This is a genomic window from Streptomyces sp. NBC_00459, assembly GCF_036013955.1.
In the GTDB taxonomy this organism is placed as follows: Bacteria; Actinomycetota; Actinomycetes; order Streptomycetales; family Streptomycetaceae; genus Streptomyces.
Genome location: NZ_CP107903.1, coordinates 412,131 through 439,056, shown reverse-complemented (window position 1 = coordinate 439,056; position 26,926 = coordinate 412,131). Strand labels below are relative to the sequence as shown.

Sequence of the window (26,926 nt, the reverse complement as noted above, 5' to 3'; positions counted from 1 at the left end):
GGCGGTCGGCTCAGCCCACCTGGGGCACGCCACCGGCGAACATGGGAAACGGTTCGAGTCCGAGGAGTTGGCGACCGCTGAGCTCGGCCAACGGGTCGAAGCGGATCGCGCCGTGAGTGGCCAGCACGCGCACGTCCCGTGCGAAGCGCTGGATCGGGTTGCTGAGGCTCACCGTGGAGGAGCCGAGGCTGAGTTGGAGCTTGTCGATGGCGTCCGCGCACAGCCGTACCGCGTAGACGAGGTCCATCGTGATCTCGGACTCCTCGTCGCCCGTGAACCCGGTTCCGGCCAGGGCGCGGCGGTCCACCTCGTCGGCATGGCCGAGGACGGTCGCCTCCGCCGCGTTGACCATCGCGCGGGCCGTACCGGCGGCCACCTGCGTCGACGGCATGTCCGCCACGGTGGGGTAGGGCAGGTTGAACGGTTTGCGGGTCTTCGCCTGCTCGACGAAGCAGTCCAGGGTGCCGCGGGCCATGCCGAGGGCTACGGCCACGTTGCTGAGACAGGTGATCAGCATGAGCGCGCGTGTGTCGTTGCGGAACCCGATACCGGCATAGCGGTCCCGCACGCTGTCCATGACCGCGGGGAAGTCGGCCAGGTCGACGAAGCGGTGGTCGGGGACGAACGCCTCCTCCACGGCGGTGATGCTGTTGCTGGAGGTGGCCTTCAGGCCCATGACCTTCCAGTCGTCCAGGATCGTGTACTGCTCGCGGCTGAGCAGTGCCATCGCCCGGCGTGGCCGGCCGTCCGAGTCCTCGTAGGTCACGCCCACTGCCGCCCAGGCCGCGTGCTTGCAGCCGCTGCCGAACGCCCATTTCCCGGAGACCAGCCAGCCGTCGTCCGCCCGGCGGGCCGATCCCACGCTCGTGGAGAACACGGAGGCGCCGACAACCAGGGGGCCGATCCAGGTGTCGATCTCTTTGAAGACCTCGTCGACGGTCTGCTGCGGGAAGCCGAGTACGTTGCGGATGCCGCCGGCCACGAAGACCGTCCAGGCGGCGGATCCGTCGCCTTCGCCCAGTGCCGTGATGATCTCCACGGTGTCTCGCGCCCCGAGTGCGTAGCCACCGAGTTCGACGGGCAGGGCGGTCTTGAAGACACCCGCCTCGTGGATCGCCCTCAGAGTCTCAGTGGGCAGGGCTCCGAGCTCTTCTCCTTCCCGGGCCTCCTCCCGCAGCAGGGGAACGAGAGCGCGTGCCTCGTCCCGGATCCGCCGGCCGCGGTCGCTGAGGTGCTCAGAGGGTGGCTTGCTCATGGAGTGCTCCTTCACAAATAAACTGAACTGCACTGTTCAGTACAGGTGAACCGTACGGTAGGGTTCAGTAAAAGGTCAAGAGGAGATGTACACCGGCTCTCACCTGGGTCGGAACCTGGCGAGGAGTGAGATGGCTGCACAGGGGCGTCCCCAGCGCGCGGGCGCGGGTGGACGGAGCAAACGGGAATCCATACTCGACGCGGCCGTCGAGCTGTTCCTCGAGCTCGGCTTCGACCAAACCTCGATGGACGCCGTGGCGGCGCAGGCCGGAGTCTCCAAGACGACCGTCTACGCCCACTTCGGCGACAAGCTGGAACTTTTCCGCGCGGTGATCGCCTGTGGAGGCTCCTCGCTCGACTTCGACCTGGATCAGGCGATGCTCGCCTCCGTCGATGATCCCCAGGAGAGGCTGGCGCGCATCGTCCTGAAGCTCCTCCAGGCCACGACCGCCCCGTACTATCTGGCCTTCATCCGCGTCCTGACCGTCGAGGCGGCCCGTCGCCCCGAGTTGACCGAGACTCTTCGGTCGCTCGGCGTGCCGCACGTCGTCGGTCTGGTGGCCGCGGCGCTCCGCGAGGATGCGCGGCAGCGCGGCTGTGCCCTGCTCGACGCGGAGGTCCACGCCGGACTGTTCGTGCGGATGGCGGTGGCAGGGCCGCAGATGGACGCGCTGCTGGACCTGGAGGCCGACCGCGACCCGGTCCACTTCGAGGCGTACGCCCGGTGGGTGACGGCCATCTTCCTACGGGGCCTGCGCTCCGAGGAACTGCCGGATGCCCCCGATTCCGCGATCGGTCAGGTCTTCCCGTGGCTGTCGAGAGCGTATTCCTGACACGCGCGGGGCGGCGGGGCACCCGAAACCGTCGGCACCGCCACGTTCCTGAGCGCTCCCGCTGCGCACCATCAGGTGGTCGAATGCGGACCGGCCGGGCTCACCCCGGGCGCCCATGGCGTCAGTTGCTCACCGCTGCTCACCGCTTTCCGCGCGATGGCGTTGGAAGAGGGCAAGGGCAGCTATGGAGGGCGCGTCCTTGAAACGGCCCTGGGAGATGAGCTGCCATACCTCCTCTTCGGAGAACCAGCGGCTGATCAGGCCCGCCTCGGTCTCGTCGAGGTTGGTCTCGCGGCGGTGAGGTCCGTGGCGAGAAGAATGTGGAAGCCCTGGTTGCAGTATCCGTATGCCTCGAACAGGTGGCCCAGCGGCTTCATGGTGCCGGCGGTCAGCCCGGTCTCCTCGGCAAGTTCACCACGCGCGAGGGCGATCGGGTCCGCGTCCGGCTTGTCCTCCCAGGAGCCTTGCGGGAACTCCCAGTAGCGACCTTTGACCGCGTACCGGTACTGCTCGACAAGATGGAAACCGCCGTCGGCGTACGGGATGACGAGAGCGAAGTCGGGCTTCTCCACCAGGCCGTAGATTCCCTGGGCACCGTCGTGTCGCAGGGTCTTGTCCTCACGGACGGTCATCCAGCGGTTCGTGTGGACGACGGTGCTGCTGGTGGCCACCAACTCATGTTCGGGCAGCGGGGGTTGAGCGGTCTCCTTGTGCATGCCGAAACGCTGGCCGATCGCATCGCACGGGCCCGCGTACATCATCGGCCGAGGTCACGCCTCGGCCGACCCGGAGGTCGGCCTCCCCGAGTCCTGGGCGCGAACGGGCGCGGCCCTACGCGCTGTGGCTGATGAATCCGACGGACTTGTGGATCCACTCCCAGTACGGGAAGGGCAGGGCGTTGAGCGGTGCGGCAGGAGGGCCGTGGTTGTGGTCGGGCGGGACGCAGAGGAAGGTGTGGGCGACCGGTCAAGCCTGGGCGGCGGGCGGAGGGCCCGGGGCCTCGGGCGGGGATGACTTGCTGATGCCGCTCCAGTGCTCCACGAGCTGATGCCCGCGCACGCGGTATGCGTCGTAGGCGTAGTACGGGTAGAGCGCGCCGCTTCCGTCGGGTTCGGCCTGGGGGAGCAGTCCGGCGACTACGACGATGTCGCCCTCGGCGACGATCAATGCAGGCGGGATGAGGAGCTCGGCCGACGGGGGTACGGGTCCGTCCGGGAATCGGCTGCGCACGAACTCCTCCAGCCCTGCCCTGCCGGGCGGGTAGTGGGAGACGTGCTGAAGGTAGTCCTCGGCGACGAAGTCCTGGACCGCATCCGGGTTCTGCGCGTCGAAGACGCAGCGGTAGAAGTCCACCACCAGGCGCTTGTTCGCCTCGATGTCGGTCGAAGGGGATGACGACACGGTGGTCGTTCGCGTCGGTGTGCCCGGTGCGGGGAGCCGTGGTGGGGCGATCTTGTTGTGCGACGGCCAACGCTCGGCGATCCGTCCGTCGCGGATGCGGTAGGTGGTGAACGCGTAGTAGTCGAAGGTGGAGCCGGGGGAGTCCGGATCCGGTTGCGGCATGTAGTGGCACGTGCAGACCAGGTCGTTCTCCCCGATGACGAACACCGGGTCCCGCACCTCGCAGACATCGGTTGTGCCTTGGTCCGCCGACGGTCGACGGTCGAAGTCGCGACGCAGGAGATCGGCGAACGCCTGTGCGCCGTCCGGGATGTCGGCACCGTGCTGGACCAGGTCCGGGGTGACGTAGCCGGACACCGCGTCCGCGTTTCGCGCGCCGAATACATCGGTGAGGAATCGGCCGACCAGGAGTTTGTTGGTGTGTGGCTGTTGCTCAAGGGATGTAGCCATACGGCTATCTAAACTGTACCGTACAGTCCATGTCAACCGCCCGAATGACGGGTGAGGGCCGCGACAGGGCTTCCGTCGATCGGCCGGAAGCTGAACTGCGTGAGCCGCACGACCGGCTCGGATCGTCATCGAATGCCGGTTGCCGCTCGGCGGGACCACCCTCCATCGCCGCAGGAGTCGCGGAGGGGCCGGACACATAGCCGGAACGTGACGGGGCACCCGTGTTCTCCCGACCAGTCATAGGAGTCGACTCATGATCATTGGCGCAGTCATCGGAGTATGTGTGGTCCTGGCCCTGCTGGCCTTCTTCGTCCCCCGCCTCTCCCGTCACCCTGAACGCGGCACGCAGCGCACGCTCGGCGCCGGTGCGCGGGCCGGCGGCAAGGCGCCCGGCATCCTGGGCCGGCTCTTCAGCAAGCCGTTCCACACGAGTTCCCGCGCCGTGGGCCGTAGCGGCTCGGCCGGCCGTCGTACCCGCCGCCGCATGCCCTTCTGACCTCGCTGGGGCCATGCCGATCGGCTTGTCCGCCCGGGGCGGGTGAGGCCTCCATGAATGGGCCGGCACCTGCCCGGGGCGGTCGAAGGTGAGTGCACCAGTACTCGGGACACAGGCCCAAGGGGAGTAGCGTGATGAACGAAGATCAGGCCGACAGGCTGCTGGACGGGCTGACCGTGGACGCCAGCCGGGAAGAGCGACCGGTCCTGCTGGACGGAACCGGCCGCCCCCTCAAGACCTGGCGCGAGAACCACCCGTACGACCGCAAGGTCGGCCGTGGCGAGTACGAGCAGCTCAAGCGTGTCCTGCAGATCGAGCTGCTCAAGTTGCAGCGGTGGGTCAAGGAGACCGGCGCACGCGTGATCGTCGTGTGCGAAGGGCGCGACGCGGCAGGCAAGGGCGGCACCATCCAACGCCTCACCGAGCGGCTCAATCCCCGCGGCGCCCGAGTGGTGGCCCTGGACAAGCCGACCGAGCGGGAGGCAGGTCAGTGGTACTTCCAGCGGTACATCCAACACCTGCCGACGGCTGGAGAGATCGTCTTCTTCGACCGTTCCTGGTACAACCGGGCCGGCGTGGAGCGGGTGATGGGCTACTGCTCGAAGGGCCAGTACGAGCTGTTCCTCGAACAGTGCCCGGCCTTCGAGCGGATGCTCGTCGACGACGGCATCCTGTTGGTCAAGTTCTGGTTCTCCGTGTCCCGAGCCGAACAGCGCACCCGATTCGCCATCCGGCAGGTCGATCCGGTGCGCCAGTGGAAACTGTCGCCCACCGACCTTGCCTCGCTGGACCAGTGGGACGACTACACCGAGGCCAAGGTCGACATGTTCCGCGCCACCGACACCGAACGCGCCCCCTGGACCGTCGTCAAGAGCAACGACAAACGCCGCGCCAGGCTGGAAGCCATGCGCAGTCTGTTGTCCCGCATCGACTGCACCAGCAAGGATCCCGAGGCGGTCGGCACCCCCGACCCGCTCATCGTCGGTGCCGCCAACACCCTCCTGGAACCCGGCGAGGAGGGCACCACTCTTTCGCCCACACCTCTGGCCCCCGTACCAGCGGACCCGGCAGCCACCCCGAAGCCGTCTGACGACCGGCTTCGGGCCTTCGGGACGTGCGCGACGCGATCCAGCCGACGGCATCGGTCGAGCACCTTGACAGGCGGAGAGTCTCCAGAGCCGTCGCGACCTCCGGTGAACCGTGCTTCGCGCCGACCGAAGCCTGGCTGTCGAGGCCGGGCGGTAGGTGACGGAGTCTGCCTTGCCCGGGCCGAGGCGTATGGATCACGCCGAGACACAGAGGGCATAGGGGTCACAGGGGTCACAGGGTCTTCATCGCGTCGTGTCCCGTTCCCCCGCGACGGTCACGGTCGGCAGGGGACGTTCGGGGCGCCACTCGTCCAGCGCGGCCCCGGCAGTGTTCAGCACGGTCGCCAGGAACCGGTACGTGCCGATGAGGGCCAGCAGTTGCAGCACCTGCGCGTCGTCGTACGTTCGGCGCAGTTGCTTCCAGGTGACGGTGCCGATGGCGGAGGCGTCACAGACCTCGTCGACGGAGGTGATCAGTGCCGCCTCGTGCGGGCTCCAGGCGACGGCCGACGGATCTTCGGCGGTGCGGAGTACCTCCGCCTCAGTGACACCGACGGTCTGCGCGGTTTCGTAGTGGTGGGACCACAGGTACCCGGACCTGCTGCGCAAGGCGGCGCGCAGCGTCACCAGTTCGCGGTCCCGAGGTGACAGCAGACCGGCGTTGACCAGGGTGGACAGCGGGTAGAGGGCGACGGCGAGTTCGGGATGGTGGGCGAGGATCCGAGTGAGGTTGAGCGTGTCCGGCATGTGCGCCAGGTGAGCGGGCAGCTGGTCTTCCTTGCTTTTGAGGCTGTCCGCCGTCCAGACGGCGCGGACCTCGGGGGCCCACCGCTCGACGGGCAGTGGTTCGACCCGGGGCTGTGCTTCGTCTGTTGCCATGTGTTGCCTCCAGTGGGGTGGAAGGTGTCCGGGTTGTGGAGCCGGTGTACGGCTCAGTGGAACACCGGGGCCGCGTCCGCGGATCGAGATCGGATGAAGAAAGAGTTGTCGGCGTGGCACCGTTCTCGGTCCTTTTCCGTCTGTTCAGATAGCCGAACTCGCTGTGCACAGTGAGCGCTTGGCGAAACATTGACCCAGGGGGAAGGAAAGTATGACCACTCCACGTCACAGAACGAGACACTTCGGACGGCTCACAGCCGTCGGGGCCGCGCTGACCGCACTTCTGGCCGGCGTGACCGGGACGGCGACCCAAGTGGCGGCTTCACCGAAGCCGCCTGAGAAGCCGCCCGTGCCGTCGCTCGCCTGGACCGACTGTCAGGGCGGCTTCGAGTGTGCGAACGCCGATGTTCCGCTCGACTACCGCAAGCCGCAGGGCAAGACCATCACCCTCGCGGTGGTCCGCAAGAAGGCCGCGGACCAGACGAAGCGCAAAGGCACACTGTTCATGCAGCCGGGAGGCCCCGGCAACTCCGGTGTGGACTTCGTGCGGAACAACTACGCGGATCTGCCCGCCGCACTGCGCGACTCCTTCGACGTCTTCGGCTACGACGTCCGCGGCGTCGGCCGCAGTTCGCCACTGACCTGCTTCGACGACGCGCGGTACACGCGGGCCGTCACGGAGGCGAAGGGCGTTCCCGGCCCGGACGCCTTCGGACCGGCGCTGCGTCAGGCCGCCGAATTCGACCAGGCCTGCGTGGACAACACGGGTGAGCTGCTGCCCTACATCGGCACCGAATACGTCGCCCGGGACATCGACCTGCTGCGGGAGGCGCTCGGGGAGAAGCAACTCACCTACTACGGGCGGTCGTTCGGGTCGTACATCGGGACCGTCTACGCTGCCATGTTCCCGAAGCGGGTGCGGGCCCTGACTCTCGACGGCGCATACGACCCGGTGCACTACGCCAACCGCCCGTACGCCTACGACCGGCCGCAGTACCTGGCGCTGGACGGCGCGATGGGCCGCTTCCTCGACTGGTGCGCCGCCGATCAGGCCACCTGCGGGTTCGGCGACGGCAACCCGCGCGCGGCGTTCGAGAAGCTGAAGGCCGACCTGGACGCCAACCCTGTGACGACCGCGAACGGCGGCCAGGCCAACGGTTACACGCTGGTCTACCGGCTGATGTTCAACATCAACGAGGGCAAGGTCATCTGGCCCGAGTTCGGTGCGGCACTGCGCAAGGCCCAGCTGCGGGACAACACGTCCTTCCTGCTGCGCCCGCCGTCCCCGGCCAGCTTCGACTTCCTCGGCCCGAACGTGGCCGTCGAGTGCGTCGACCGGGACTACCCGCGCGACCTGCGGCTGCTGAAGCGCAACGTCACGGCCTTCGCGAAGGCCGCGCCGCTGCTCGGCCCGGCGATGGCGTACGGCCCTCCCACGTACGACCACCAGCACGCGACCGCCTGCGTCCAGTGGCTCGGCGAGCGCGTCAGCCGCTACGACGGCTCCTACCGGGCCAAGGGTTCGGCGCCGATCCTCGTCCTCGGCACCACCGGCGACCCGGACACCCCGTACCAGGACGCGGTGGCGCTGTCCCGCCAGCTCGACAACGCCTCGCTGCTCACCTTCAAGGCCGAGGGGCACACCGCGTTCGGTCGCAGTGCCTGCGCGACGGACGCGGTCATCAACTACCTGGTGGATCTGAAGGTTCCGGCCTCGGGCGCGACCTGCGCGGACGAGACGCAGCCGCCCACCTCCACACCGACGACGGCCCCGCCCGGCACGACGCTCAGTGAACTCCGTAACGGTGTCGACGAGCGCGTCGAGCGCATCGGCTCCGTGAGCTGACACATCCCGCACCGACCCCGGGGCGCCGGCCTTCCACGACCGGCGCCTCGGGCTTTTGCGTGCGGGTGGGGCAGGTCTCCTACCCGCAGCGGCCCCTGGGTGTCCGAGGGGTGGGCCACCGGGTCCATGGAGTCAGGAGCGTCGGTCGGATCCGCCCGGGGTGAGGGCCCGCTGGGGGTCCGCCTGCTGCAGTTCGGCGAGCAACTCGCCCTGGCCGGTGATCAGTTCGGTAAGGATCCGGCGGGCCGCGCGCAGGAGCTCGGCCACATCGCCGCCTGCCAGGGCGTAACTGACGGTGGAGCCCTCCCGGATGGACACCACGATCCCCGAGCGGCGCAGTACCGCCAGTTGCTGGGAGAGGTTGGAGGGCTCGATCTCGATCTCGCTGAGCAGGTCACGTACGGGGACGGGGCCGTTCTGTAGGAGTTCCAGGACCCGGATGCGTACCGGGTGGCCGAGCATCCGGAAGAACTCGGCCTTGGCCTGGTAGAGGGGGACCTGCATGGTGAATCGCTCGCTCCCTGCCGCATTCGACGGGCTGCCTCCGGGCTCGGTGGCCCTGTACGTGCCACCGCAGGCGGTCTTGCCGACCGATCCTCGTGCATCCGACCCCGCACGCCCATGGGATTGATCTGATCCGGATGTGCCCAGTTGAAGAAATCTTCAAGTGGTGGGCGTGCGGGGCCACGGAGAACGCAGCTTTCTACACGTCCAGTTGGCCCTCGACGCTCTTGAGCTGGTGGCGGGCCATCGCGAGATTGGACTTCTTCGCGTCGAGCACGAGGTAGAGGAACAATCCGTTGCCACCACGGCCCTTGAGCGGCCGGAGGATGTGGTACTGGCTGCCGAGCGTGATCAGGATGTCCTCGATCTCGCCCTTGAGTCCGAGGTGTTCCATGGTGCGGGTCTTGGCTCGGATCACGTCCGTGTTGCCCGCCGCGGCAACCGTCAGGTCGAGGTCTTTGCCACCCCCGAGAGTGCCCAGCGCCATACCGCTGGTGTAGTCGACCAGAGCAGTTCCCAACGCGCCCTCGATCGAGGCCATGATCTCCTTGAGGCAAATCTCCACATTGCTGATACCGGCATCTCCTTCTGGTCACCGCGAGGCTCGGGCCAGCGCCTTCCTCGTCATTGCCCGGGACCCTACGTAGGGCCGACCGCCGTCAGCCTTGTTGTTCCTGTACTGGCCGGGGAAGCCTCAAGAAAAGTCGGATGATGCTATATCTGCGACCGCTCATGCTCGGCGAATGACAGACGGTGTGAGCCTTGACCGCTTCGCACCCTCGGGGCCTTCGGGCCGGCAGCCACTCCCGGTGGCCGTCGCGTCGGTCGGACTGCTCACCCACGACGGGACGCCATCGCCGGAGGCCTAAGAGCGAGATAAAGGGGCACACGGATCTCACCCTTTCGAGAGGAATCCGCTCCATGCTTGGTATAGCCGCGGCAGTCCTGTTCTTCATCGCGTTCCTGATCAACGCTGCCGAAATCTCGACGAACGATGTCTTCACTTCCACGAACGTCATGCTTCTCGGTCTGATGCTCCTGGCCCTGCACGTTGCGGGAATCGGGAGCGGCTGGTCCGGCCGACGGCGCTGACAGACTCGGAATCCGGGGTGGGGTGAGGCCATGACGACGCCTCACCCCACCCCGATGCGGAAGCCCAAGTCGTCGGAACGGATACCCGACGTTGCCCACTGGCACGTTCGTGCGTCCCGTGATCCGGGACCGATCGCGCGAACCGACCGTACGACAGGCTTGATAGCCTCATCGGGCCAGTCGAGCCACATCCGAGGCCAGGGAATCCGGTGCGAATCCGGAACTGACGCGCAGCGGTGAGGGGGACGGGCGGGGCACAGAACGCCACTGGGAGACCGGGAAGGCGCCTCGTCCGGACGAACCCGAGTCCGAAGACCTGCTGGCACCTCCGCACTCCGTGCGGAGGGACGTCCGTAGGCCAGGCTCCGCGTACGAGCCCCGACCCCTGAGGCATACCCGTGCTCCGTACCCCCGCACTTCTGCTCACGTCCGCCCTGCTGCTCACCGCCTGCGTCGGCTCGAAGAGCGGCACCGACGACCCCGGGAAGACCGCCGCTGCGGGCTACCCGGTGACCATCGACAACTGCGGCGACAAGATCACCTTGACGTCTGCCCCGAAGCGGGCCGTCTCCCTGAACCAGGGCACCACGGAGATCCTGCTCTCCCTCGGTCTCGCCGACCGCATGGCCGGTACGGCGACCTGGACCGACCCCGTCATGAAGGGGCTGGAGAAGGCCAACGCGTCCGTGCCGCGGCTCGCGGACAACGCGCCCTCCTTCGAGAGGGTCCTGGACGCCGAACCCGATTTCGTCACCGCGTCGTTCGTGTCCACCCTCGGCAAGGGCGGCGTCGCCACCCGCGCCCGGTTCGAGAAGCTGGGCGTGCCCACGTACGTCTCGCCCTCCGACTGTTCGGCGGGCAAGGACAACGACAGCGGTGGCGACGGATCGCGCAGCACACCGCTCACGCTCGACGCCGTGTACGGCGAGATACGTGACCTGGCACGGGCGTTCGGCATCGAGGAACGTGGCGAGAAGCTCGTCGCCGAGTTGCAGGAACGGGTGCGCCGGGCCACCGCCGGACTGCACGCCTCCGACGTCTCCCTCATGTACTGGTTCGCCAACTCCCAGTCGCCCTATCTGGCCGGCTGCTGCGGCGCGCCGGGCGCCGTCACCAGCGTGGTCGGCGCGAAGAACGTCTTCGCCGACACGCACGACGAGTGGCCCCAGATCAGCTGGGAGACCGTCGCCGACCGCGACCCCGACGTCATCGTGATCGGTGACCTGACCCGCAAGCAGCAGACCGCGGAGACCGCCAAGGCCAAGATCCGCTTCCTGGAGACCAACCCCGCCACCCGCAATCTGACCGCAGTGAAGAAGAAGCGGTACGTCCTGCTCAGCGGGCAGGCGATGAACCCGTCCATCCGCACGGTCGAAGGGATAGAGAAGGTCGCCGCCGGGCTGCGCGACTTCGGGCTCGCCAAGTGAACGCCCGTCTCCTGCTGTTGACCGGCGGCGGACTGGTCGCACTGCTCGCGTCGGTCGCGGTCGCCGTGACGATCGGGCCCGCCGACATCTCCACGGGCGATGTGTGGGCGTCCGTCGCGGCCCATCTGGGCCTCGGTGAGAGCACGTTGGCGCCGCTGCGCGACGGCATCGTTTGGGACCTGCGTATGCCGCGGACCCTGCTCGCCGCCGTGTGCGGGGCCGGGCTCGCCGTGTGCGGGGCCGTCATGCAGTCGCTGCTGCGCAACCCGCTGGCCGATCCGTTCGTGCTCGGTGTCTCCTCCGGCGCGTCCACGGGAGCGGTCGCCGTGGTCGTGCTGGGGGTGGGCGGGGGAGTCGTGTCCATGTCGGCGGGTGCCTTCCTGGGCGCGCTGCTCTCCTTCGCGATGGTGCTGCTGCTCAGCCACACCCTCGGCGACAGCGTCGACCGGGTCGTGCTGTCCGGGGTCGCGGCCATGCAGCTGTTCTCCGCGCTGACCTCGTTCATCGTGCTGACCTCCGCCGACGCCGAGACCACCCGGGGCGTGCTCTTCTGGCTGCTGGGTTCCCTCACGGGAGCCGACTGGAGCCAGGTGGTGCTCTGCGCGGCCGTCCTGGCCGTCGCCCTCCTGGTCTGTCTCGGCCATGCCCGCACCCTGGACGCGTTCGCCTTCGGCGAGGAGGCCGCCGCCTCGCTCGGAGTCCGGGTCGCCCGCACCCGGCTGATCCTGCTGTGCGTGACCGCGCTGCTCACAGCCGCCCTGGTCAGCTGTGCCGGCGCCATCGGCTTCGTCGGTCTGGTCCTGCCCCATGTGACACGGGCGCTCACCGGTTCCGGGCACGCCCGCCTCCTGCCGGTCACGGCGCTGACCGGAGCGGTCTTCCTGGTGTGGGTGGACACCGTCGCCCGTACCGTCCTCGATCCTCAGGAGATCCCGGTGGGCGTGGTGACATCCCTGATCGGAGTGCCGGCGTTCGTGGCCGTGCTCTATCGCGGACGGAGGAAGGCATGACCAGCCTGCACGCGGACCGCGTCGTCCGGCGCATCGCCGACAAGGTGGTCGTCGACGGCGTCACCCTCACCCTGAGGCCGGGGGAGACCGTCGGCCTGCTCGGCCCCAACGGCTCAGGGAAATCAACACTGTTGAGGCTCCTGGCCGGGACCCTCGCACCCACTGCCGGGGTCGTCACCCTGGACGGACGTCCGCTCCCGGAGGTCGGCCGCCGTGCGACGGCCCGTCGTATCGCCACCGTCGAGCAGCACGCCCACACCCAGACGGAGCTGACCGTCCGAGACGTCGTCGCCCTGGGCCGAATCCCGCACCGCCGAGCCTGGACACCGGCCACCACCGCCGACACCGAGGCCGTCACGCAAGCCCTGGTACGCACCGGACTGACCGAACTCGCCTCCCAGTCATGGCACACCCTGTCCGGCGGCGAACGCCAGCGCACCCAGATCGCCCGTGCCCTCGCCCAGCAACCCCGCGAACTCCTTCTCGACGAACCCACCAACCACCTCGACATCCAGCACCAGCTCGACCTGCTGGACCTGGTCGCGAGCCTGCCGGTCACCACCGTGGTCGCCCTGCACGACCTCAACCTCGCCGCGATGTACTGCGACCGACTGCTCGTCCTGCGTGACGGACGCGCCGTCGCGGAAGGCATCCCGGCCGAGGTTCTCACCCCCGCACTCATCGAACAGGTCTACGGCGTCCGAGCCGAAGTCAGCCACGACCACGGCCACCCCGTGATCCGATTCCTGCGGCCGGACCAGGCCACCCGGAACGGATCCCCCAGGGAGAGGAGCACGACCAGTGACGTCTCGGCAGCGACCTGAGGAAGGCCGCACAGAGCACACCCCTGCCCATCCGGCACCGTGCCGCATCGTGATCTGCCGGGACTGCTGCTGCGGAAGCCCGAAAGTGACCGGGGTCGATCACGCCCGACAGGCCGCGCGCCTGGCCGAGAACGCCCCCGTACGCATCTCGGCCTGCCTCGACGTGTGCGACCAGGCAAACGTGGTCGTCGTCCAGCCCTCCGCCGCCGCACGAGCCGCGGGCGCCCGCCCGGTCTGGCTCGGCCTCGTCAACGACCCCGACGCCACCGAGGACATCGCCGCCTGGGTACGGGCCGGCGGCCCGGGCATCGCTCCCTGCCCGGACATCCTCGATCTCTACGTCTTCACGCCGCCGCGAAGGGCGCGATGAGCACGAGAACTGGTGGACCTGTGCGCTCAGGCGTGCGTTCTGTCCGGGAGAGGTGCGGGGACCAGCCGGGGCGTCCCGTTCACATGCCGAGCGCCTCGGTCTCCGCCTGCATCCCGCGCAGGGCTTCCCGGAAGAGTTCCGCGGCCACGGCTCCGTGGATTTCCAGGTACTCGCCGACGGCTTCGGCACGGCGCACGGGGCCAAGTTGCCGCGGGGTGGGTGAGTCTCCTCGGTTCGTTCGACGACGGGGCGAGGATCGCCTTCCGTGCTGCCCAACCGCTGTCAGAGTCCGCAGAGTTCACGTCCTGACCGATCTGACATGGCCTTTGACCAGGCAAAATATGCGGATCAGGTGATGTTGCGCGGACTCGGGGAAGAAGTTGCGGCAGCAGACAGGAGGTTGTCGTGAAGGGTGAAGATCTGGAACTGGGCGAGTTGCTGGCCGCTGCGGAAGCGGCCCCGCCCGGTGAGTCCGTCGACGTGGTGGCGCACGACCTGCAGAAGCGGTTCGGCGCCGAGCGTGTGTCATTCCTGTTCGTCGACCTGATCGGCCAGCGGCTGATCAGGCTCGCCGCGGCCGGCGACGAGGCTGTCGGTGATGACGGGCCGGTCGCTCTTCAGGGCAGCGTCTACGACGGCGTTCTGCGGAGCCAACGCCAGCACGTGGAACCGGACGGACAAGGCGGACGGAACGTCATCACGCCGGTCACCAACCGCGGCGACTGCATCGGCGTTCTGGAGGTAGGTCTGCAGTCGGCCGACGACACCGTACTGCGCCAGGTCCGCGACGCCGCACACGCGCTGGCCTACATCATCGTCACCGACCGCCGCTTCACCGACCTCTACCACCTGGGCAGGCGCACCACCAAGCTCAGTCTGGCCGCGGAGATCCAGCACCAACTGCTTCCCTCGGCCCCCTGCTGCGAGGCGGAGCAGTTCACTCTGGCCGCCGGACTGGTCCCGGCCGACGACATCGGCGGCGACACCTACGACTACACGCTCGACCGAGACACCCTGCATCTGTCGATCACCGATGCCATGGGCCACGACACGGACTCCGCCCTGTTGGCCACCTTGCTGGTCGGAGCGCTAAGGCGGGCCCGCCGCAGCGGGTGCGACGCCCTCAAGCAGGCCCGGCAGGCCCACGAGACCCTGTTGAGCCACAGCCGAGGCCTCGCCACCGGACAGCTGTTGCGCGTCGACCTCGAAACAGGCCTGTGCGAGCTGGTCAACGCCGGCCATCCCCGGCCACTGCGGCTGCGCGGCGACGCCGTCGAAGAGCTGGCCCTCGCCGCCAACCTGCCCTTCGGCGTGGCGGCACCCAGCTCCTACCGCCTGCAGGAACTGCAACTGTGCCCGGGAGACCGTCTGGTCCTGCTCACCGACGGGATGCAGGAGCGCGGTGCCGCGGCCGTCGACCTGGCCGCGGTCGTCCACGACACACGTGCGCTGCACCCGCGCGAAGCCGTCCGGAGCCTGACCGCAGCAGTGCTCGGCGCCTGCCACGGCAACCTCAAGGACGACGCCACGGTCCTGATACTGGACTGGCACGGCAATCGCGGCAGACCGGCGGAAACCGCCTACTCCTGCGGCCCTGTGCGATGAGGGCGACTCGGCAGGTAAGAACGTTCTGACGACCTCCCGCGCGCAGCGCCTTCAACCGCTCCAGATCTGGACGGGGTAGTCGGCGCACGCCCAGTGCTCCAGCTCGGCCACCGCCCTCGCCGGACACAGCACAGTCACCGGCAACGTCGGCGTCACGAACGGGACTTCTGCCACAGCCGTGTAACAGCGGGCGCACAGGTACAACTTCTGCCCTGCCCGGCCGGTCGAACCCGGTGTGTCGCACACCTGCGCCGCGGCGGAACCGGTGCCGCCCGGCGCGACTCCTCTGGTCCCGACGAACTCGGAGTTGAACTGTGCCCAGGAAGTCCCTGCCGACGCGGCTTTCCGCCACCGCCGCGCTGCTGCTCACCGCCGGCGCCCTGTCCGTGCCCTCTGCCTCGGCGAAACCCTCCGACGCCGCCCCCGGCCGCGCCTACGTACTGACCGTGACCACCAACCCGACCAGTACCGACTACAACAACCGCCAAGTCGACGTCACCGGCACCGTCACCAAGGCCGACGGCACCCCGGCGCCCAACATCCCCGTCACCGTCCAGGAAGTCATCCGCTTCACCACCTGGAATCCGTGGGGCGACCCGATCGACCCCACGTACTACGACCCGCGCGAACTGGGCAAGCCGGTCACCGACGCCGAGGGGAAGTTCACCATCCGCGACGTCGACATCGACCACGTGAGCGGCAGCAGCCTGCTCAACGTCCAGCGCAAGGTGGCCATCACGGCCGCCTTCGACGAGGACGGCAACCCCAACACCCCGCAGGACGGCTACTACACGCAGACCCCCGTGCTCACGAAGGCCAAGACCAGCTCCGTCAGTTACACGGTCAACAAGAAGAAAGTGAAGAAGGGCACCATCCTCACCGTCCAGGGCAAGGTCACTGTCCCCAAGGGTGTCGAGCGCGCGGGCACCGAGGTCTTCCTGCAGACCTACTGGGAGAACGAGTACCGCGTGCAGACGACCGCCGAGGAGGACGGCTTCTTCGTGATGTCCGTGCGCGTCCGGGGCTACGACGACAGGTTCGTGCTGCGCACGGCTCCGACGGACCTCTACGTGGCGGGCGCGACCAAGCGGCTGCCGATCATCAACACCTCACTCCCTCGCAGGTAGCCCTCCAGACGGTGGGACTTCGGCCCAAGCAGGCCCTGGTCCCCCGACGGACCGAGTCCCCTGATCGTGAGTCGAACAGGGGACTGGTGGTTGTCCGTTCTGCGGATGGATCCTGACCCGTGCGGGGCTACGGCTCTACGTCGCCGCCGAGTCGGCGGTCTCCGTCGATCTGTTCCGATCATGCGGTTCAGGCGTTGTCCCTGCGGAGGGCTCCGGCGATTCCGGCCGGGTACGCCGACGGGTGGCCAGTGTCCAACCGGTGGCGGCGAACGCGGTCACCGTGAGGGCGGTCAGCATCAGCGTCGTATGGGATCCGGCGCTGTCGGCGGTCCGGGCGACGGGGTTGGGCAGGCCGAGGCGATCGGCCAGCCAGCCGAGGGCCGCCGTGCCGGTGAGCAGAGCGCCGGTCAGCCGTAGCGCGGGTTGGATGCGCAGACGCGCGAGGACCAGCAGAGACGGCAGCGCGAGGCAGACCAGCAGGAGCTGGACCAGCTCGATGCCGAGGTTGAAGCCGAGGAGGCTGGTCACGAGCTGCCCGGTGGACAGATGCATCTCGGCCAGTACGAAGGAGAACGCCATGCCGTGGCCGAGCCCGAAGACCCCTGCCACGAGTGCCTCCTTGCCCGGGAAGAGCGGGCGGACGGCGTGGATCGCGCCGACGAGGATGCTCGCGGCGATGAACGCCTCGACCGGCCAGCCGGGGATGTCCAGTCGGCCGAGCGCGGTGGCGGCCAGCGCGACGGAGTGTCCGGCGGTGAAGGCGAGCGTGATGCGGCCGATCCGGCCGAGCGCGGACCGCGCGCCGACCAGGCCGTCCCAGCGCCGTCCGGTGACCGCGAGCGGCGCGGGCAGGAGCAGGATGAGGAGGAAGAGCAGATGGTCGGTGCCGGTGAGGATGTGGTCCCCGCCCAGCTTCACCATGGCGAGGAAACCGCGCCAGGCGCTGCCTTCGCCGAGATCGACCTTGAGGGCCGGGACGGTCATGGTCCGGGTGTCGGTCCGGATGGTGCCGACCTGAGTGGTGTTCTCGCCGTCGACCTGCCCGGCGGCCCAGTCCTGACGTACCGTCACCAGAACCGTGTGCGTGACGACTTGGTGCACGATCACGTCGTAGTCGAAGGTGAAACGGCGTACGTCGGTGCCGGCCGGCGGGGTGAGCACGGCCTCGGCGACCAGCTCGCGGTAGGGGCCGGTGGAGGTCTGCTCGGTGCTGCTGAGACTCAGGCCGCCGATGCTGACCTGCCAGGCCGCACCCTGGGCGGTGGCCGGGTGGATGTGCTTGCCGAGGTAGGTCCGTACGGACTTGGCCTGGTGGGCCAGTGTGGCCCCGGTGTCGTTGCTCAGATCGATCCCGCTGGCCCGGGAGAAGTCGTCGGTCGGCAGTTCCAGACGAGCACTCACCGAGGTCTGGTGCACGTCGAGTTCCACCACCGAGTGGGGCATCGGATGCGCGGCGGCCGGCGACGCCCCGGTGAGGAGCGCCGCCGGTACCACGATCGCGATCCCGGCCACCAGACGCAGTGCTGCGGTCAGCCAGTTTCGCGGTCGGGTCATGAGAAGGAGAACTCGCTGCCGTAGTCGCGGGTGTGGTCCCGGTACACGGTGTGGTAGTGGACCTTGTCCTGGTAGACGAAGCCGTTCTGACAGACGAACTCGATCCACACGCTCGGGCCGTCGATTCGGACGTAGTCGCCCTGGGTGTCCAGCCCGGTGCCTCCGGAGTAGGAGACGAAGGTCTGGTCGAGCTCGCGTGCGTACGTCTTCGTGAGCTGCTTGGCGGTGGCGTCGTCCACGTCGGCGATCCAGGGGTGGATCGCCTCCAGGACCAGCTTCTTCTGCTTGGGTGACAGCGAGCCGGCCTTGATGCCTTCCTTGGTCTCCGGGAACTGGCCGTCCTCGCCCGGGCCGAGCAGCACGTCGCTGAACGACTCGGACAGCTTGGCCTTGGCCAGCTGTTCCGTGCTGAGGCTGCTGGTCAGCTTGAGCAGGCCGTCGCGGAAGTTGGCCAGCGGCTCGTACGTGGTTCCGTCGTCCGCGGTCCAGCTCGTGGGCTCGACGCCGGTGAAGAACGGGCTGGCGCCCGAGACCTTGCCGTCCTTGTAGGTGATGTTCACGGCGAGGTGGTGGCCGCCGAAGTGCAGCTGCCAGGTGCCGTCCGCCGACGGGGTGCCCAGGAACGCGAGGAAGTAGATGCCGCTGCCGTACCCACCACCGGCGCCGCCGCCGGGGGCACCGGACGGAGGGGTGCCCGTCGGGGCGTCGGTCGCCGTGGAACTCGGGTCCGCCGAGGCGGTGGCGGAGGGGTCGGCCGAGGTGGAGGCGGTGGCCGAGGGGTCGCTCGACGTGCTGGCCGACGGCGCGGAGGGACCGGAGCCGGAGCTCTCCGCCGAGGCCAGCTGGTCGTCGGCCAGGAGGGTCTGCAGGACGTGCTCGTAGCCCGTGTCCTTGCCGGTCCCCAAGGCCACCTTCAGCACGTTCTTCAGGGCGGCCAGCTGCTCGTCGCTCAACGAGCCGGTCTGGATGCCGGGCCGGCAGGACGCGCCGCACGGCAGGTTCGACCACGCGGTCGCGTTCGCCTGGGAGAAGTCCAGAACCGTCTCCGCCTGCTGGTCGGAGTCCAGCGTGTTCAGGAACGCGTTGGCGGCGCTGACCACGGCCGCGACCCCGCCGGCTTTCTTGTCGACCGGGTAGTGGACGCCGGCCTTCTTCGCTGCGCCGGTGGTCGTCGCGGCGTTGGCCGCGACGAATCCGCCACCTACGAGGACCGCGCCGGCAGCCACGCCGGCTATGCCCCGCCACGTCCGTCGGTTACGCACCCGACGTGTTCTTTCTCTGCTCACGAACAACTCCCTGAAGACAAGACAAGAGCGGGGGACGATGCACGCCCAAGGAGGGCGGCACCGTCCAGGACACGCGCGCGATGGCAGAGAACTATCAGCAACATTGTTGACACTTCAATGCCCGCACCTCGGAGGGCGTCCCATTTGGATGGCGCAGGCCGCATATCGAGGAGAAACGCTTGGCTTGTTGACAGGTTGCTCTTATCGCGGCTTCAGTCGCCGAACCGGACTCGCGCCACGGGAGGACCGTCGTCCCGAAACGCAGGATGGAGCCCGGGACGGCGACCAGGAGCCTCGTGAACGTGTCGAGGATCTGCTCCCTCGGCAACGTCAGAGGGCTGGCAGACCAGGATCCGGCGCTGCGCATTCAGTCGGGTATGCCGTGTCCGATCGCGATGTCGAGGCGGCCGGGAATCCGGCGAGTGCGGTCCGGCACGGTGGCGGCCCTGTCGAACCCTCCGCGACGACCGAGAACCTCGACGCCCCACAGCCCGTCGGGGCCGTTGGTGTCTGCTTCCTGGGCGTTACGCGATGAGATCGGTCCGGGCGATGTCACGGGGAAGGAGGGCACCGATCGTGCCGGCCGCTTCCCGCAGGCTCATGATCGGTCTCGGTGGTGTTGTTCTGCGGGATGTGTGCAGCCGGTTGCGTGCGCTGTGCCAAGTCCGTCGCGCCGGCGGCGCGGGCACCGGCGTCGGCCGCTGCGGTGCGGTCACGGGTGTCGGCGGCAGGAGCGATGACGATGGCGGAGACGACGAACACCAGGACCGCCACCATGGCCGTACGCAGCCCGTAGTGGTCGCCCAGGAATCCGAGGGCGGGCGGTCCCACGAGGAAGGCGGCGTAGCCGATGATGGCGACCAGCGAGACGCGGGCGGTCTGGTCGGGGCCCGAGTCGCCCGCCGCCGACAGGGCCACCGGGAAACCGAGGGAGGCACCGAGTCCCCAGAAAAGTACGGCTGTCGCGGCTACGGCAGCGTTGTCGGAGAAGATGACCAGGAGGAGTCCGACGGCACCGGATACGGCGCTCGCGCGCACCACAGCGGCCCGGCCGAAACGGTCGAGGAAGAACCCGCCGCTGAAGCGGCCCAGTGTCATCGCCGCCGCGAACCCCACGAAGACGAGCGAGCCCATCGCGGCGTCAAGGCCATGGCCGTCGACCATGAGCAGCGGCAGCCAGTCGTTGGCGGCGCCCTCGGCCAGTGCCATGGCCAGCACGATGGCGCCGATCAGCAGCAGCTTCCGGTCCTTCCATACCTGCGGCTTGGATCGTCGCGCCTGTCCCGGACCCGGCGTCGACGGCACGACGCTGGTGCCGACACCGGTGGGAATGGCGCGCATGGCGTGGACGAGAGTACCCGTGGCCAGCACGGCGACCATGGTCAGATGCCAGTGGACGGGGAACGCGACGGCGGTGGCCGCCATGCCGACCGAGCCCCCGATGACCGTGCCCAGGCTGAAGCAGCCGTGCAGAGTGGGCAGCACCGCGGTTCCGGTGATGCGCTCCACGTCGGCGCCGTCCACATTGACCGCCACCTCGCCGCCGCCCATGCCCGCGCCGAACAGGCACAGCCCCGCGGCGACCAGGGGTGCCGACGACACGGCGCTGCCCACGCCGATGACGGCCGTGCCCGTGATGATCAGGAGAGTGCCGAGCGCGATGACCGGCCGGGTGCCGAACCGGGACACGAAGCGGCCGGAACACAGGATGCCGATCATGGAGCCGACGGACAGACCGAACAGGACCAGCCCCATCTGTCCGATGGACAGACCCAGTTGATCGCGGACATCCGGGGTGCGCGTCACCCAGGACGACATGGCGATACCCGGAAGGAAGAACAGGAGGAACAGCGCTCGACGGCGGCGGCGCACGGCGCGGTCTGTCAAGGGGAGCTCCGCTGGGTTCGGGAGACGGGTTCTCGGACGGGTCGTGGAACCTCGTCACGAGGGCGCCGCCCCGCCGGGCAGGGCCCCGGTGGGGCAGGGCTGCTGAGCGTTGGGCACCAGGGTCGGTGGCGTCGGTGAGGGTCTCGCTGCGGAGTTGCGATCAGCGGTCGGGGAAGACGTTGACCCGCTGGCCGGACTTGCAAGGAGCACTGAAGGCGAGAAGGCCGTGGTCTGAGTTCGAGTAGATGCTGAGCTGGGCGTTGGGGAGGTGCTCGGTCGGCAGTTGGAAGTTCTCGGACGGCATCAGGATATCGCTGTCCCTGTCGGGGACCGGGACGGGCTGGAACAGGGCGTTCAGGCGGACGAGCTTGGACTTGTCGGGATGCCCCGCTCGGACCACGCGGTCATCTGCGCGTCGCGGGTCGCGGGTCGCGAGGCCCGCGGGGGTGTCGTGGTCGGTCGTACGCTCCCGTGACGCCGTCGTCGACAGCGCAGCCGCGCAGCCCCGCGCCCTCCAACCGGGTCCGAGAGACGTGTTGGAGGGCGGGAGCGGTCCGCGAGCTAGGGTCAGTTGCCGCCGGCAGCCTTGAACATGTAGCTCTCGGCTTTCTCGCGGCTGATGTTCCAGTACGAGACCGCCGGGTTGTCATCGATGTTCAGGAAGTCGGCCTCGTCGGGCAGCGGGACCTGGATCGGTCCGCTGTCCGGATCGGCGTTGGAGACGCGGCCCTGGAGACTGACGGCCATCGTCTCCACGGCCTCGGTCGGCGCACCGGTACGGAAGAGGAGCATGCCCGCGTACGCCCTCTTGCCCGGCCCGATCCTGACTTCCTTCATCTCGGACTCCATCGGGCCGACCTGATCCTCGCGACCGTTGTCGAAGCGGACGATCGGGTAGCGGTAGAGCGTGCATTCCTTGCTGCCGGTGTTGGTGGCCGTGAGGAGGAGGTGCCGGACCGAGTCATGTGGGTAGATCGTCGCGGCGATCGAGATGTTCGATTCGCCGCAGGCGGTGGTGGCGCCCTGGCCGACGGTGCTGCTCGACCCACCGGAGTTCCCCGAGCCGCCGCCGGAGTCCTGCGAGCCGTCGGTCGCACCGCCACTTCCGCTGGGCCGGGTGGAGACGGTCGCGCTCGGCGGGGCGGACGGGGTGGACGAGGTGGTGCCCGTGCCGTTGTTCGTGCCGTCCGGATCGCAGGCCGTGGCGGAGAGGAGTGCGGTGAGGACCGCGGCTCCCAGGGTGCAGGCCTTCAATTTCTCGCGCGCAGTACGTCGCATGGTGATCCCCCGTGTGTCTTTACGTAGTTCGAGTTGCCTGGCCGCCATTGGATTCGGCTCCGAAGAGTCCGCTGCGCCCTTGTGCGCATGGAATCGATACGGGTCACGGACGCCGGCGTCCAGCAGTTCCGGCGTGCCACGTCCGCCGGCAACCCGAGCGCGAACGCCCGTTGCCGACGCCGTGGCTCCACTGTCGCAAGCCACATGATGAATCCGGCTCGGGGAGAAGTCTGGCGTGCCAGGCGCTCGATGGGCATCCCGCAATGGTTGGAGCTCTGGACAAACCGACGCGGTAGGCACGGGTAAACCTACGCGGTACGCAGTCGGCGTGTCGTGCACGGTGAAACACGAGGTCCAGTGGGGGATCCGCATCGGCGTCGAGGTGAACGCTGCAGATGTTCCGTCACCGTCGTGGTCCAACCCGGCCGGTCCTACTGCCGTCGGAGGAGGGCATGGACTGTTCCTGGTCGAGGGCCCGAGACCGCGGGTCCCGGTGTGGGGGCGCCGCCGACTCGTTCCACCGGACCCCGAGCATGCCACCACTCTGCCCGCCGCCGACGACCCGTCGAACGGTCGCCCTCAGCTGCACCGGCCAACGCCCGCTCCGGGGCCGGTGGAATGGGTCCGGAGTGTTTCGGAACCGTCACGGGTCTTGTCATCGGTGCGGGCAACGTGCCAGTGTCCGGCCATGGTTACGTAACCATGGCCGGTTTACACGGGGTCCGAGTGCTTGTATCCGGACCCTGGTTCATCACTGCCTCGGCTCAGGTGACGAACCCGAACTCCGCCCTCCGCGATTCCCGTCACTGGAGACGACATGACCAAGACCCCGACGAGGTCGAGAAGACTGGCCAGTGTGCTCATGGCCGGCTTCGGCGCGACACTCATGTTCCTGACCGCCCCGGCCCCCGCCCTCGCCCAGTCGGCCCCCGAGAGATCGGCCGCCTCGCACGCGACGGCGAAGCCCTCGTCGAAGGGCGGTACCAGTGACTTCCGTGGGGTGAACTGGGCAGACCCGCGGGACAACTACGCCAGTGACGCCGTGGTGCCCAGCGGGCTGAAGGTGACCGACAACTACCGCACCGTGTACCGCACCACGGATCGCATGGTGCGCGGATTCAAGAAGAACCTGGGCGCCAACACGCTGCGACTGCCGATCAACCCGGCGACCGTGGGCACCACCTGGTGGAAGTCGTACCGGGCGACGATCGACGCTGCGACGGCCTACGGTGACAAGGTCATCGTCAGCTACTGGGAGGCCGACTCCAGCAAGGACGGCCTGGTCGACGACACGGCCGCCTGGAAGAAGATGTGGAACACGGTTGTGCGGGAGTACAAGCACAACCCGCGGGTCTACTTCGAGCCCATGAACGAGCCGCACGGCTACACCCTGGACCAGTGGGTGTCCGTCACCAGCGGCTGGCTGGCCCAGCACAAGGACGTCCCGCGCGGCCGTGTCGTGATCAGCGGTACCGGCTACAACGACAACGTCACCGGTGTCGGCGCGGCGCGCGCACTGCGGGGAACACTGCTCTCGCTGCACTTCTACGGCTTCTGGGCCAGCTACACCCAGCAGGCGGACTGGGTCGCCGACCTCGAAGCCCGGATCGGCAAGTACGCCGGCCGGACCATCATCGACGAGGCCGGCTCCCCGATGACCACCGGTCTGAACTACGGCGCGTGGAACGGCAACATCTACACGTCCTACCTCGCGGCCGTGACCAACACCGCCCGCAGCAAGGGGATGGGACTGGTCTACTGGCCGGGGCTGAGGTTCGGCGACGCCTACTCGATCGAGTCGCTGGACGCCAAGGGCAACCTGGTGGACAACAACGCCACCGGAGTCGCGCTGCTGCGCTGGGGCTACGGCTTCGGCAAGACCCCGCCCGTCAACAACCTGCCGCCCGCGCCTCCCGGTGAGGTCCTGCGCGGAGTGGGCTCCAACCGTTGCGTGGACGTGCCCGGCTTCAGCACGACCAACGGCACCCAGCTCGACCTCTGGGACTGCAACGACGGCGGCAACCAGTCCTGGAACTGGGACGCGGACAAGCAACTCACCGTCTACGGCAACAAGTGCATGACGGTGGGAGGCACCGGAGCCACGGCGGGAGACCCCGTGGTCATCTCCGACTGCACCGGTACGACGGCACAGCAGTGGAACGTGAACGCGGACCTCACCGTGACCAGCGTCGCGAACCCGGCGCTCTGTCTGGACGCGTCCGGAGCAGGCACCGGCAACGGCACGTCGGTCGATGTCTGGTACTGCAGCGGAGGCAGTAACCAGCAGTGGACCAGGAGCTGATTCCGGAACCTGTTCCCCTCGACCACTGATCCGATCGACCACTGATCCGAACCGTACGGGCCCGGCGAGTACTCTCGCCGGGCCCGTACGGTTCGGTGTCACCGCGCATGGTCTCCCGATGAGGGCGGCGGCGCTCCGGTGCTGGCGCGGACCACCAGCCTGGTGGGGACCAAGGTCTTGTCGATCGTGTCGGGCCCAGTACGGCCGATCTTGCTCAGCAGCTTCTGAAGACTGAGCCGGCCGACCGCGGCGAAGTCCTGCCGCACAGTGGTGAGCGGCGGCCAGAAGGCATGGGTCTCCTCCATGTCGTCGAACCCCACGACGCTGACATCCTCGGGAATCCGGCGGCCGAGCTCGTGCAGCGCGCGCATGACGCCGAGCGCCATGTGGTCGTTCGCGGCGAAGATCGCCGTGACCTCCGGTCTTCGCCCCAGAGTCAACCCGTGCCGGTATCCGGAACGGGTGGTCCAGTCGCCGTACAGGACCGGGGGCGGGACGATGCCGGCCTGCCGCAGGGTGCGCTGCCAGGACTCGACCCGATGGGCCGCGGAGAACGAGGTCGGAGGTCCGGCGATGTGCCATACCTGCCGGTGGCCGAGTTCCAGCAGATGTTCCGTCGCCTGACGGGCGCCCTGGGCCTGATCGGTGTCCACCACGGTGTAGCCGGGGCCGGTGTCGGAGTCGACGACCACCATCGGGACCCCCGGCGGGAGGCTGAACTCCGCGTCGTCGAGGAGATGCGCCTCGAAGACGAGGATCACTCCGTCGACGGCCGCCTCGCTGAGCCGGTCGTAGGCGCCGGAAACCCTGCCCATGGTCGGGTCCGACACGGGGATGAGGGTGACGGCGTACTTGGCGCGTGCGGCTTCCGCTGCGATGGCGTCGAGCGTGCGCGTGTTTCCGAACGTCCTGAGCGTGAAGGTGATGACACCGATCGTGTTGAACCGTCCGCTCTTGAGCGCACGGGCGGCTCCGTTCGGCCGGTAGCCAAGCGCCTGCATCGACTCCACGACCCGCTGCCTGGTCGCCGGGTCGACGTTCGTGTGGCCGTTGGACACGCGCGACACCGTCTGCGGCGCGACACCGGCGTGACGGGCGACATCCGCCATCGACGGCCGGGGCCGTCCGGACATGGGCTTGTCCCCAATCGCCATGATCGCTTGTTTCCCCTATTTCTCGGGCCTGACAACAGCCTAGGCCCACTTCCTGGGCGCCTGCGGTGCGAGATGCCTCCACGGTGGGTACCCACGGCGGTCGGCGTCGGCCGGTGGCCCCCCGCCGGTGCTCACCGCCCCGCCCACAGGGATCGCCCGGCGGCCGGATGCCGGACGTCGGATGCCGTACGAAACTTGGAGTCGTCGCGGCGATGAGTCTGCCGACGCCCACAGGTCTACCTTCCGACCGGGGACAACCAACTCATCGGGAGTACGGCATGGGACTCATCCACATCGAGTTGTTCGCAACCCTCGACCTGGTCGGGCAGGCGCCCGGCGGCCCGGACGAGGACCCGGTGGGGTTCCCGTTCGGCGGCTGGCAGGCGCCCCTGCTGGACGAGGTCTCGGGGGCGCAGGTCGCCGCCGCGTACGAGGGCACGGACGCCCTCCTGCTCGGCCGGCGGACGTATGACATCTTCGCCGCCTACTGGCCGCACCAGGAGGGCGGTGAGGACAACAAGATCGCCACGCTCTTCAACAGCGTCCCGAAGTATGTGGCGTCCCGTGGCGGGCCCGACCTCTCGTGGGCCGGCTCCACGCAGCTCGGCCCGGATCTGGCAGGTGCGGTGCGCGAGATCCGTGACCGGCACGAGCACGTGAAGGTAGTCGGGAGCCTGAACCTGGTGCAGACCCTCCTGCGCGAAAAGCTCTTCGACCGGCTTGACCTCTGGGTGCACCCGATCGTGCTCGGCGTCGGGAAAAAGGTGTTCGAGGGTGGCGCGGTGCCCACGAACATCACGCTCCTCGAACCGCCGGTAGCCGGTCCGAAGGGCACCGTGTATCTGCGCTACGGCCTCGCCGGCGGCACGCCCGGGACAGGAGACATGAGCGCACCCGATCGCGGTGTCGGGCGCGGCGACTGAGGCCCCGTGCTCCGTCCGCGTCCCACCTCGACCGACCTAGCAGGTGCTGCAACCGGTGCGGGGAGCGACGGCCGACGTGCTCGGCGATCGACCAGTCCGGCGTCACCACGGGCCGGACCCCGATCTGCACCCGGTACCGGGCCCTGACCGTCCGGATGAGACGGGCCGCGACGGCGGGGGAGTTTCGCCGGGCAGCGGTGCCGGGTGAGGTGGGTGTGGGTGGCGGTACCTCTGCCATGCCGGGTTCACCAGGGCGAGGCGCCGGACGGCGGACGCGGCACCCCGGCAACCACCGCCCTGCCGAAGGCCGTCGAGGGCACGTTCGCCGTCGTCGGC

Annotated in this window: 25 protein-coding genes, 1 pseudogene and 1 riboswitch; of the genes and pseudogenes, 13 read left to right on the top strand and 13 right to left on the bottom strand. The window is 68.6% G+C overall.

The window, feature by feature from the left end; translation table 11 throughout:
• Positions 1-10 precede the first annotated feature (10 nt).
• Positions 11-1,255 (bottom strand): acyl-CoA dehydrogenase family protein, encoded by a 1,245-nt coding sequence (locus OHN74_RS01680; RefSeq protein ID WP_327692691.1) that lies wholly within the window; start codon positions 1,253-1,255, stop codon positions 11-13.
• Positions 1,256-1,385: 130 nt separating this feature from the next.
• Here OHN74_RS01680 and OHN74_RS01675 point away from each other — a divergent pair, with 130 nt between their 5' ends.
• On the top strand, positions 1,386-2,087 hold the full coding sequence (locus OHN74_RS01675; protein ID WP_327692690.1) for a TetR/AcrR family transcriptional regulator: 702 nt from the start codon (positions 1,386-1,388) through the stop codon (positions 2,085-2,087).
• A gap of 257 nt (positions 2,088-2,344) precedes the next feature.
• Here OHN74_RS01675 and OHN74_RS01670 read toward each other — a convergent pair whose 3' ends face one another.
• Complete coding sequence (locus OHN74_RS01670) at positions 2,345-2,803, bottom strand: NUDIX hydrolase (RefSeq protein WP_327692689.1); 459 nt, start codon at positions 2,801-2,803, stop codon at positions 2,345-2,347.
• Positions 2,804-3,053: 250 nt separating this feature from the next.
• Complete coding sequence (locus OHN74_RS01665; RefSeq protein WP_327692688.1) at positions 3,054-3,938, bottom strand: nuclear transport factor 2 family protein; 885 nt, start codon at positions 3,936-3,938, stop codon at positions 3,054-3,056.
• A gap of 253 nt (positions 3,939-4,191) precedes the next feature.
• On the opposite strand from OHN74_RS01665, the gene OHN74_RS01660 reads away from it, so the two are divergent.
• Together OHN74_RS01660 and ppk2 are read left to right on the top strand one after the other, a co-directional pair.
• Complete coding sequence (locus OHN74_RS01660) at positions 4,192-4,434, top strand: DUF6411 family protein (protein WP_327692687.1); 243 nt, start codon at positions 4,192-4,194, stop codon at positions 4,432-4,434.
• 134 nt (positions 4,435-4,568) lie between these two features.
• Positions 4,569-5,524 (top strand): annotated as a pseudogene (gene ppk2 / locus OHN74_RS01655) (polyphosphate kinase 2).
• A gap of 241 nt (positions 5,525-5,765) precedes the next feature.
• Here the strand turns inward: ppk2 and OHN74_RS01650 are convergent.
• Positions 5,766-6,269 (bottom strand): carboxymuconolactone decarboxylase family protein, encoded by a 504-nt coding sequence (locus OHN74_RS01650; protein WP_443060531.1) that lies wholly within the window; start codon positions 6,267-6,269, stop codon positions 5,766-5,768.
• A gap of 343 nt (positions 6,270-6,612) precedes the next feature.
• Here OHN74_RS01650 and OHN74_RS01645 point away from each other — a divergent pair, with 343 nt between their 5' ends.
• Positions 6,613-8,247, top strand: coding sequence for an alpha/beta hydrolase (locus tag OHN74_RS01645; protein WP_327692685.1), 1,635 nt, complete (start codon positions 6,613-6,615; stop codon positions 8,245-8,247).
• 132 nt (positions 8,248-8,379) lie between these two features.
• On the opposite strand, the gene OHN74_RS01640 is transcribed toward OHN74_RS01645, so the two are convergent.
• Entirely contained in the window at positions 8,380-8,751 is a 372-nt protein-coding gene (locus tag OHN74_RS01640; RefSeq protein ID WP_327692684.1) for an ArsR/SmtB family transcription factor, read from the bottom strand.
• A gap of 199 nt (positions 8,752-8,950) precedes the next feature.
• Entirely contained in the window at positions 8,951-9,325 is a 375-nt protein-coding gene (locus OHN74_RS01635; protein WP_327699945.1) for a hypothetical protein, read from the bottom strand.
• Positions 9,326-9,672: 347 nt separating this feature from the next.
• Between OHN74_RS01635 and OHN74_RS01630 the strand changes: the two genes are divergently transcribed.
• The 7 genes from OHN74_RS01630 to OHN74_RS01600 all read left to right on the top strand — a co-directional run bounded on the left by OHN74_RS01630 (position 9,673) and on the right by OHN74_RS01600 (position 16,206).
• Positions 9,673-9,843, top strand: a complete 171-nt coding sequence (locus OHN74_RS01630; RefSeq protein WP_327692683.1) for a hypothetical protein — start codon at positions 9,673-9,675, stop codon at positions 9,841-9,843.
• Between the two features lie 160 nt (positions 9,844-10,003).
• A riboswitch (cobalamin riboswitch) is annotated at positions 10,004-10,181 on the top strand.
• Positions 10,182-10,241: 60 nt separating this feature from the next.
• A complete protein-coding gene (locus OHN74_RS01625; protein WP_327692682.1) occupies positions 10,242-11,270 on the top strand; it encodes an ABC transporter substrate-binding protein in 1,029 nt (342 codons plus the stop codon).
• A complete protein-coding gene (locus OHN74_RS01620) occupies positions 11,267-12,280 on the top strand; it encodes a FecCD family ABC transporter permease (protein ID WP_327692681.1) in 1,014 nt (337 codons plus the stop codon). Before OHN74_RS01625 ends, OHN74_RS01620 begins: the two co-directional genes overlap by 4 nt.
• The gene (locus OHN74_RS01615; protein WP_327692680.1) at positions 12,277-13,104 is read left to right on the top strand and encodes an ABC transporter ATP-binding protein; all 828 of its coding nucleotides are present in this window, start codon (positions 12,277-12,279) and stop codon (positions 13,102-13,104) included. The genes OHN74_RS01620 and OHN74_RS01615 overlap by 4 nt, the downstream gene beginning before the upstream one ends.
• Complete coding sequence (locus OHN74_RS01610; protein WP_327692679.1) at positions 13,082-13,474, top strand: (2Fe-2S) ferredoxin domain-containing protein; 393 nt, start codon at positions 13,082-13,084, stop codon at positions 13,472-13,474. The genes OHN74_RS01615 and OHN74_RS01610 overlap by 23 nt, the downstream gene beginning before the upstream one ends.
• A 405-nt stretch (positions 13,475-13,879) precedes the next feature.
• Positions 13,880-15,079, top strand: coding sequence for a PP2C family protein-serine/threonine phosphatase (locus OHN74_RS01605; protein ID WP_327692678.1), 1,200 nt, complete (start codon positions 13,880-13,882; stop codon positions 15,077-15,079).
• A gap of 314 nt (positions 15,080-15,393) precedes the next feature.
• Positions 15,394-16,206: an acyl carrier protein gene (locus OHN74_RS01600; protein WP_327692677.1), complete on the top strand. Its 813-nt coding sequence runs from the start codon at positions 15,394-15,396 to the stop codon at positions 16,204-16,206.
• A 135-nt stretch (positions 16,207-16,341) separates the two neighbouring features.
• Here the strand turns inward: OHN74_RS01600 and OHN74_RS01595 are convergent, their stop codons facing one another.
• The 6 genes from OHN74_RS01595 to OHN74_RS01570 form a co-directional block, all read right to left on the bottom strand.
• Positions 16,342-17,760 (bottom strand): HupE/UreJ family protein, encoded by a 1,419-nt coding sequence (locus OHN74_RS01595; RefSeq protein ID WP_327692676.1) that lies wholly within the window; start codon positions 17,758-17,760, stop codon positions 16,342-16,344.
• Entirely contained in the window at positions 17,757-19,022 is a 1,266-nt protein-coding gene (locus OHN74_RS01590; RefSeq protein WP_327692675.1) for a DUF3500 domain-containing protein, read from the bottom strand. The genes OHN74_RS01595 and OHN74_RS01590 overlap by 4 nt, the downstream gene beginning before the upstream one ends.
• A gap of 391 nt (positions 19,023-19,413) precedes the next feature.
• Positions 19,414-19,602 (bottom strand): hypothetical protein, encoded by a 189-nt coding sequence (locus tag OHN74_RS01585; protein WP_327692674.1) that lies wholly within the window; start codon positions 19,600-19,602, stop codon positions 19,414-19,416.
• Entirely contained in the window at positions 19,599-20,933 is a 1,335-nt protein-coding gene (locus OHN74_RS01580) for an MFS transporter (RefSeq protein ID WP_443060333.1), read from the bottom strand. Before OHN74_RS01580 ends, OHN74_RS01585 begins: the two co-directional genes overlap by 4 nt.
• A 160-nt stretch (positions 20,934-21,093) precedes the next feature.
• Positions 21,094-21,333: a hypothetical protein gene (locus OHN74_RS01575; RefSeq protein ID WP_327692673.1), complete on the bottom strand. Its 240-nt coding sequence runs from the start codon at positions 21,331-21,333 to the stop codon at positions 21,094-21,096.
• A 167-nt stretch (positions 21,334-21,500) separates the two neighbouring features.
• Complete coding sequence (locus OHN74_RS01570; protein WP_327692672.1) at positions 21,501-22,211, bottom strand: DUF4232 domain-containing protein; 711 nt, start codon at positions 22,209-22,211, stop codon at positions 21,501-21,503.
• A gap of 817 nt (positions 22,212-23,028) precedes the next feature.
• Here OHN74_RS01570 and OHN74_RS01565 point away from each other — a divergent pair.
• On the top strand, positions 23,029-24,513 hold the full coding sequence (locus tag OHN74_RS01565) for a ricin-type beta-trefoil lectin domain protein (protein ID WP_327692671.1): 1,485 nt from the start codon (positions 23,029-23,031) through the stop codon (positions 24,511-24,513).
• 98 nt (positions 24,514-24,611) lie between these two features.
• Here the strand turns inward: OHN74_RS01565 and OHN74_RS01560 are convergent, their stop codons facing one another.
• A complete protein-coding gene (locus OHN74_RS01560; RefSeq protein ID WP_327692670.1) occupies positions 24,612-25,667 on the bottom strand; it encodes a LacI family DNA-binding transcriptional regulator in 1,056 nt (351 codons plus the stop codon).
• Between the two features lie 278 nt (positions 25,668-25,945).
• Here OHN74_RS01560 and OHN74_RS01555 point away from each other — a divergent pair, with 278 nt between their 5' ends.
• Complete coding sequence (locus tag OHN74_RS01555) at positions 25,946-26,590, top strand: dihydrofolate reductase family protein (protein ID WP_327692669.1); 645 nt, start codon at positions 25,946-25,948, stop codon at positions 26,588-26,590.
• Positions 26,591-26,926 lie beyond the last annotated feature (336 nt).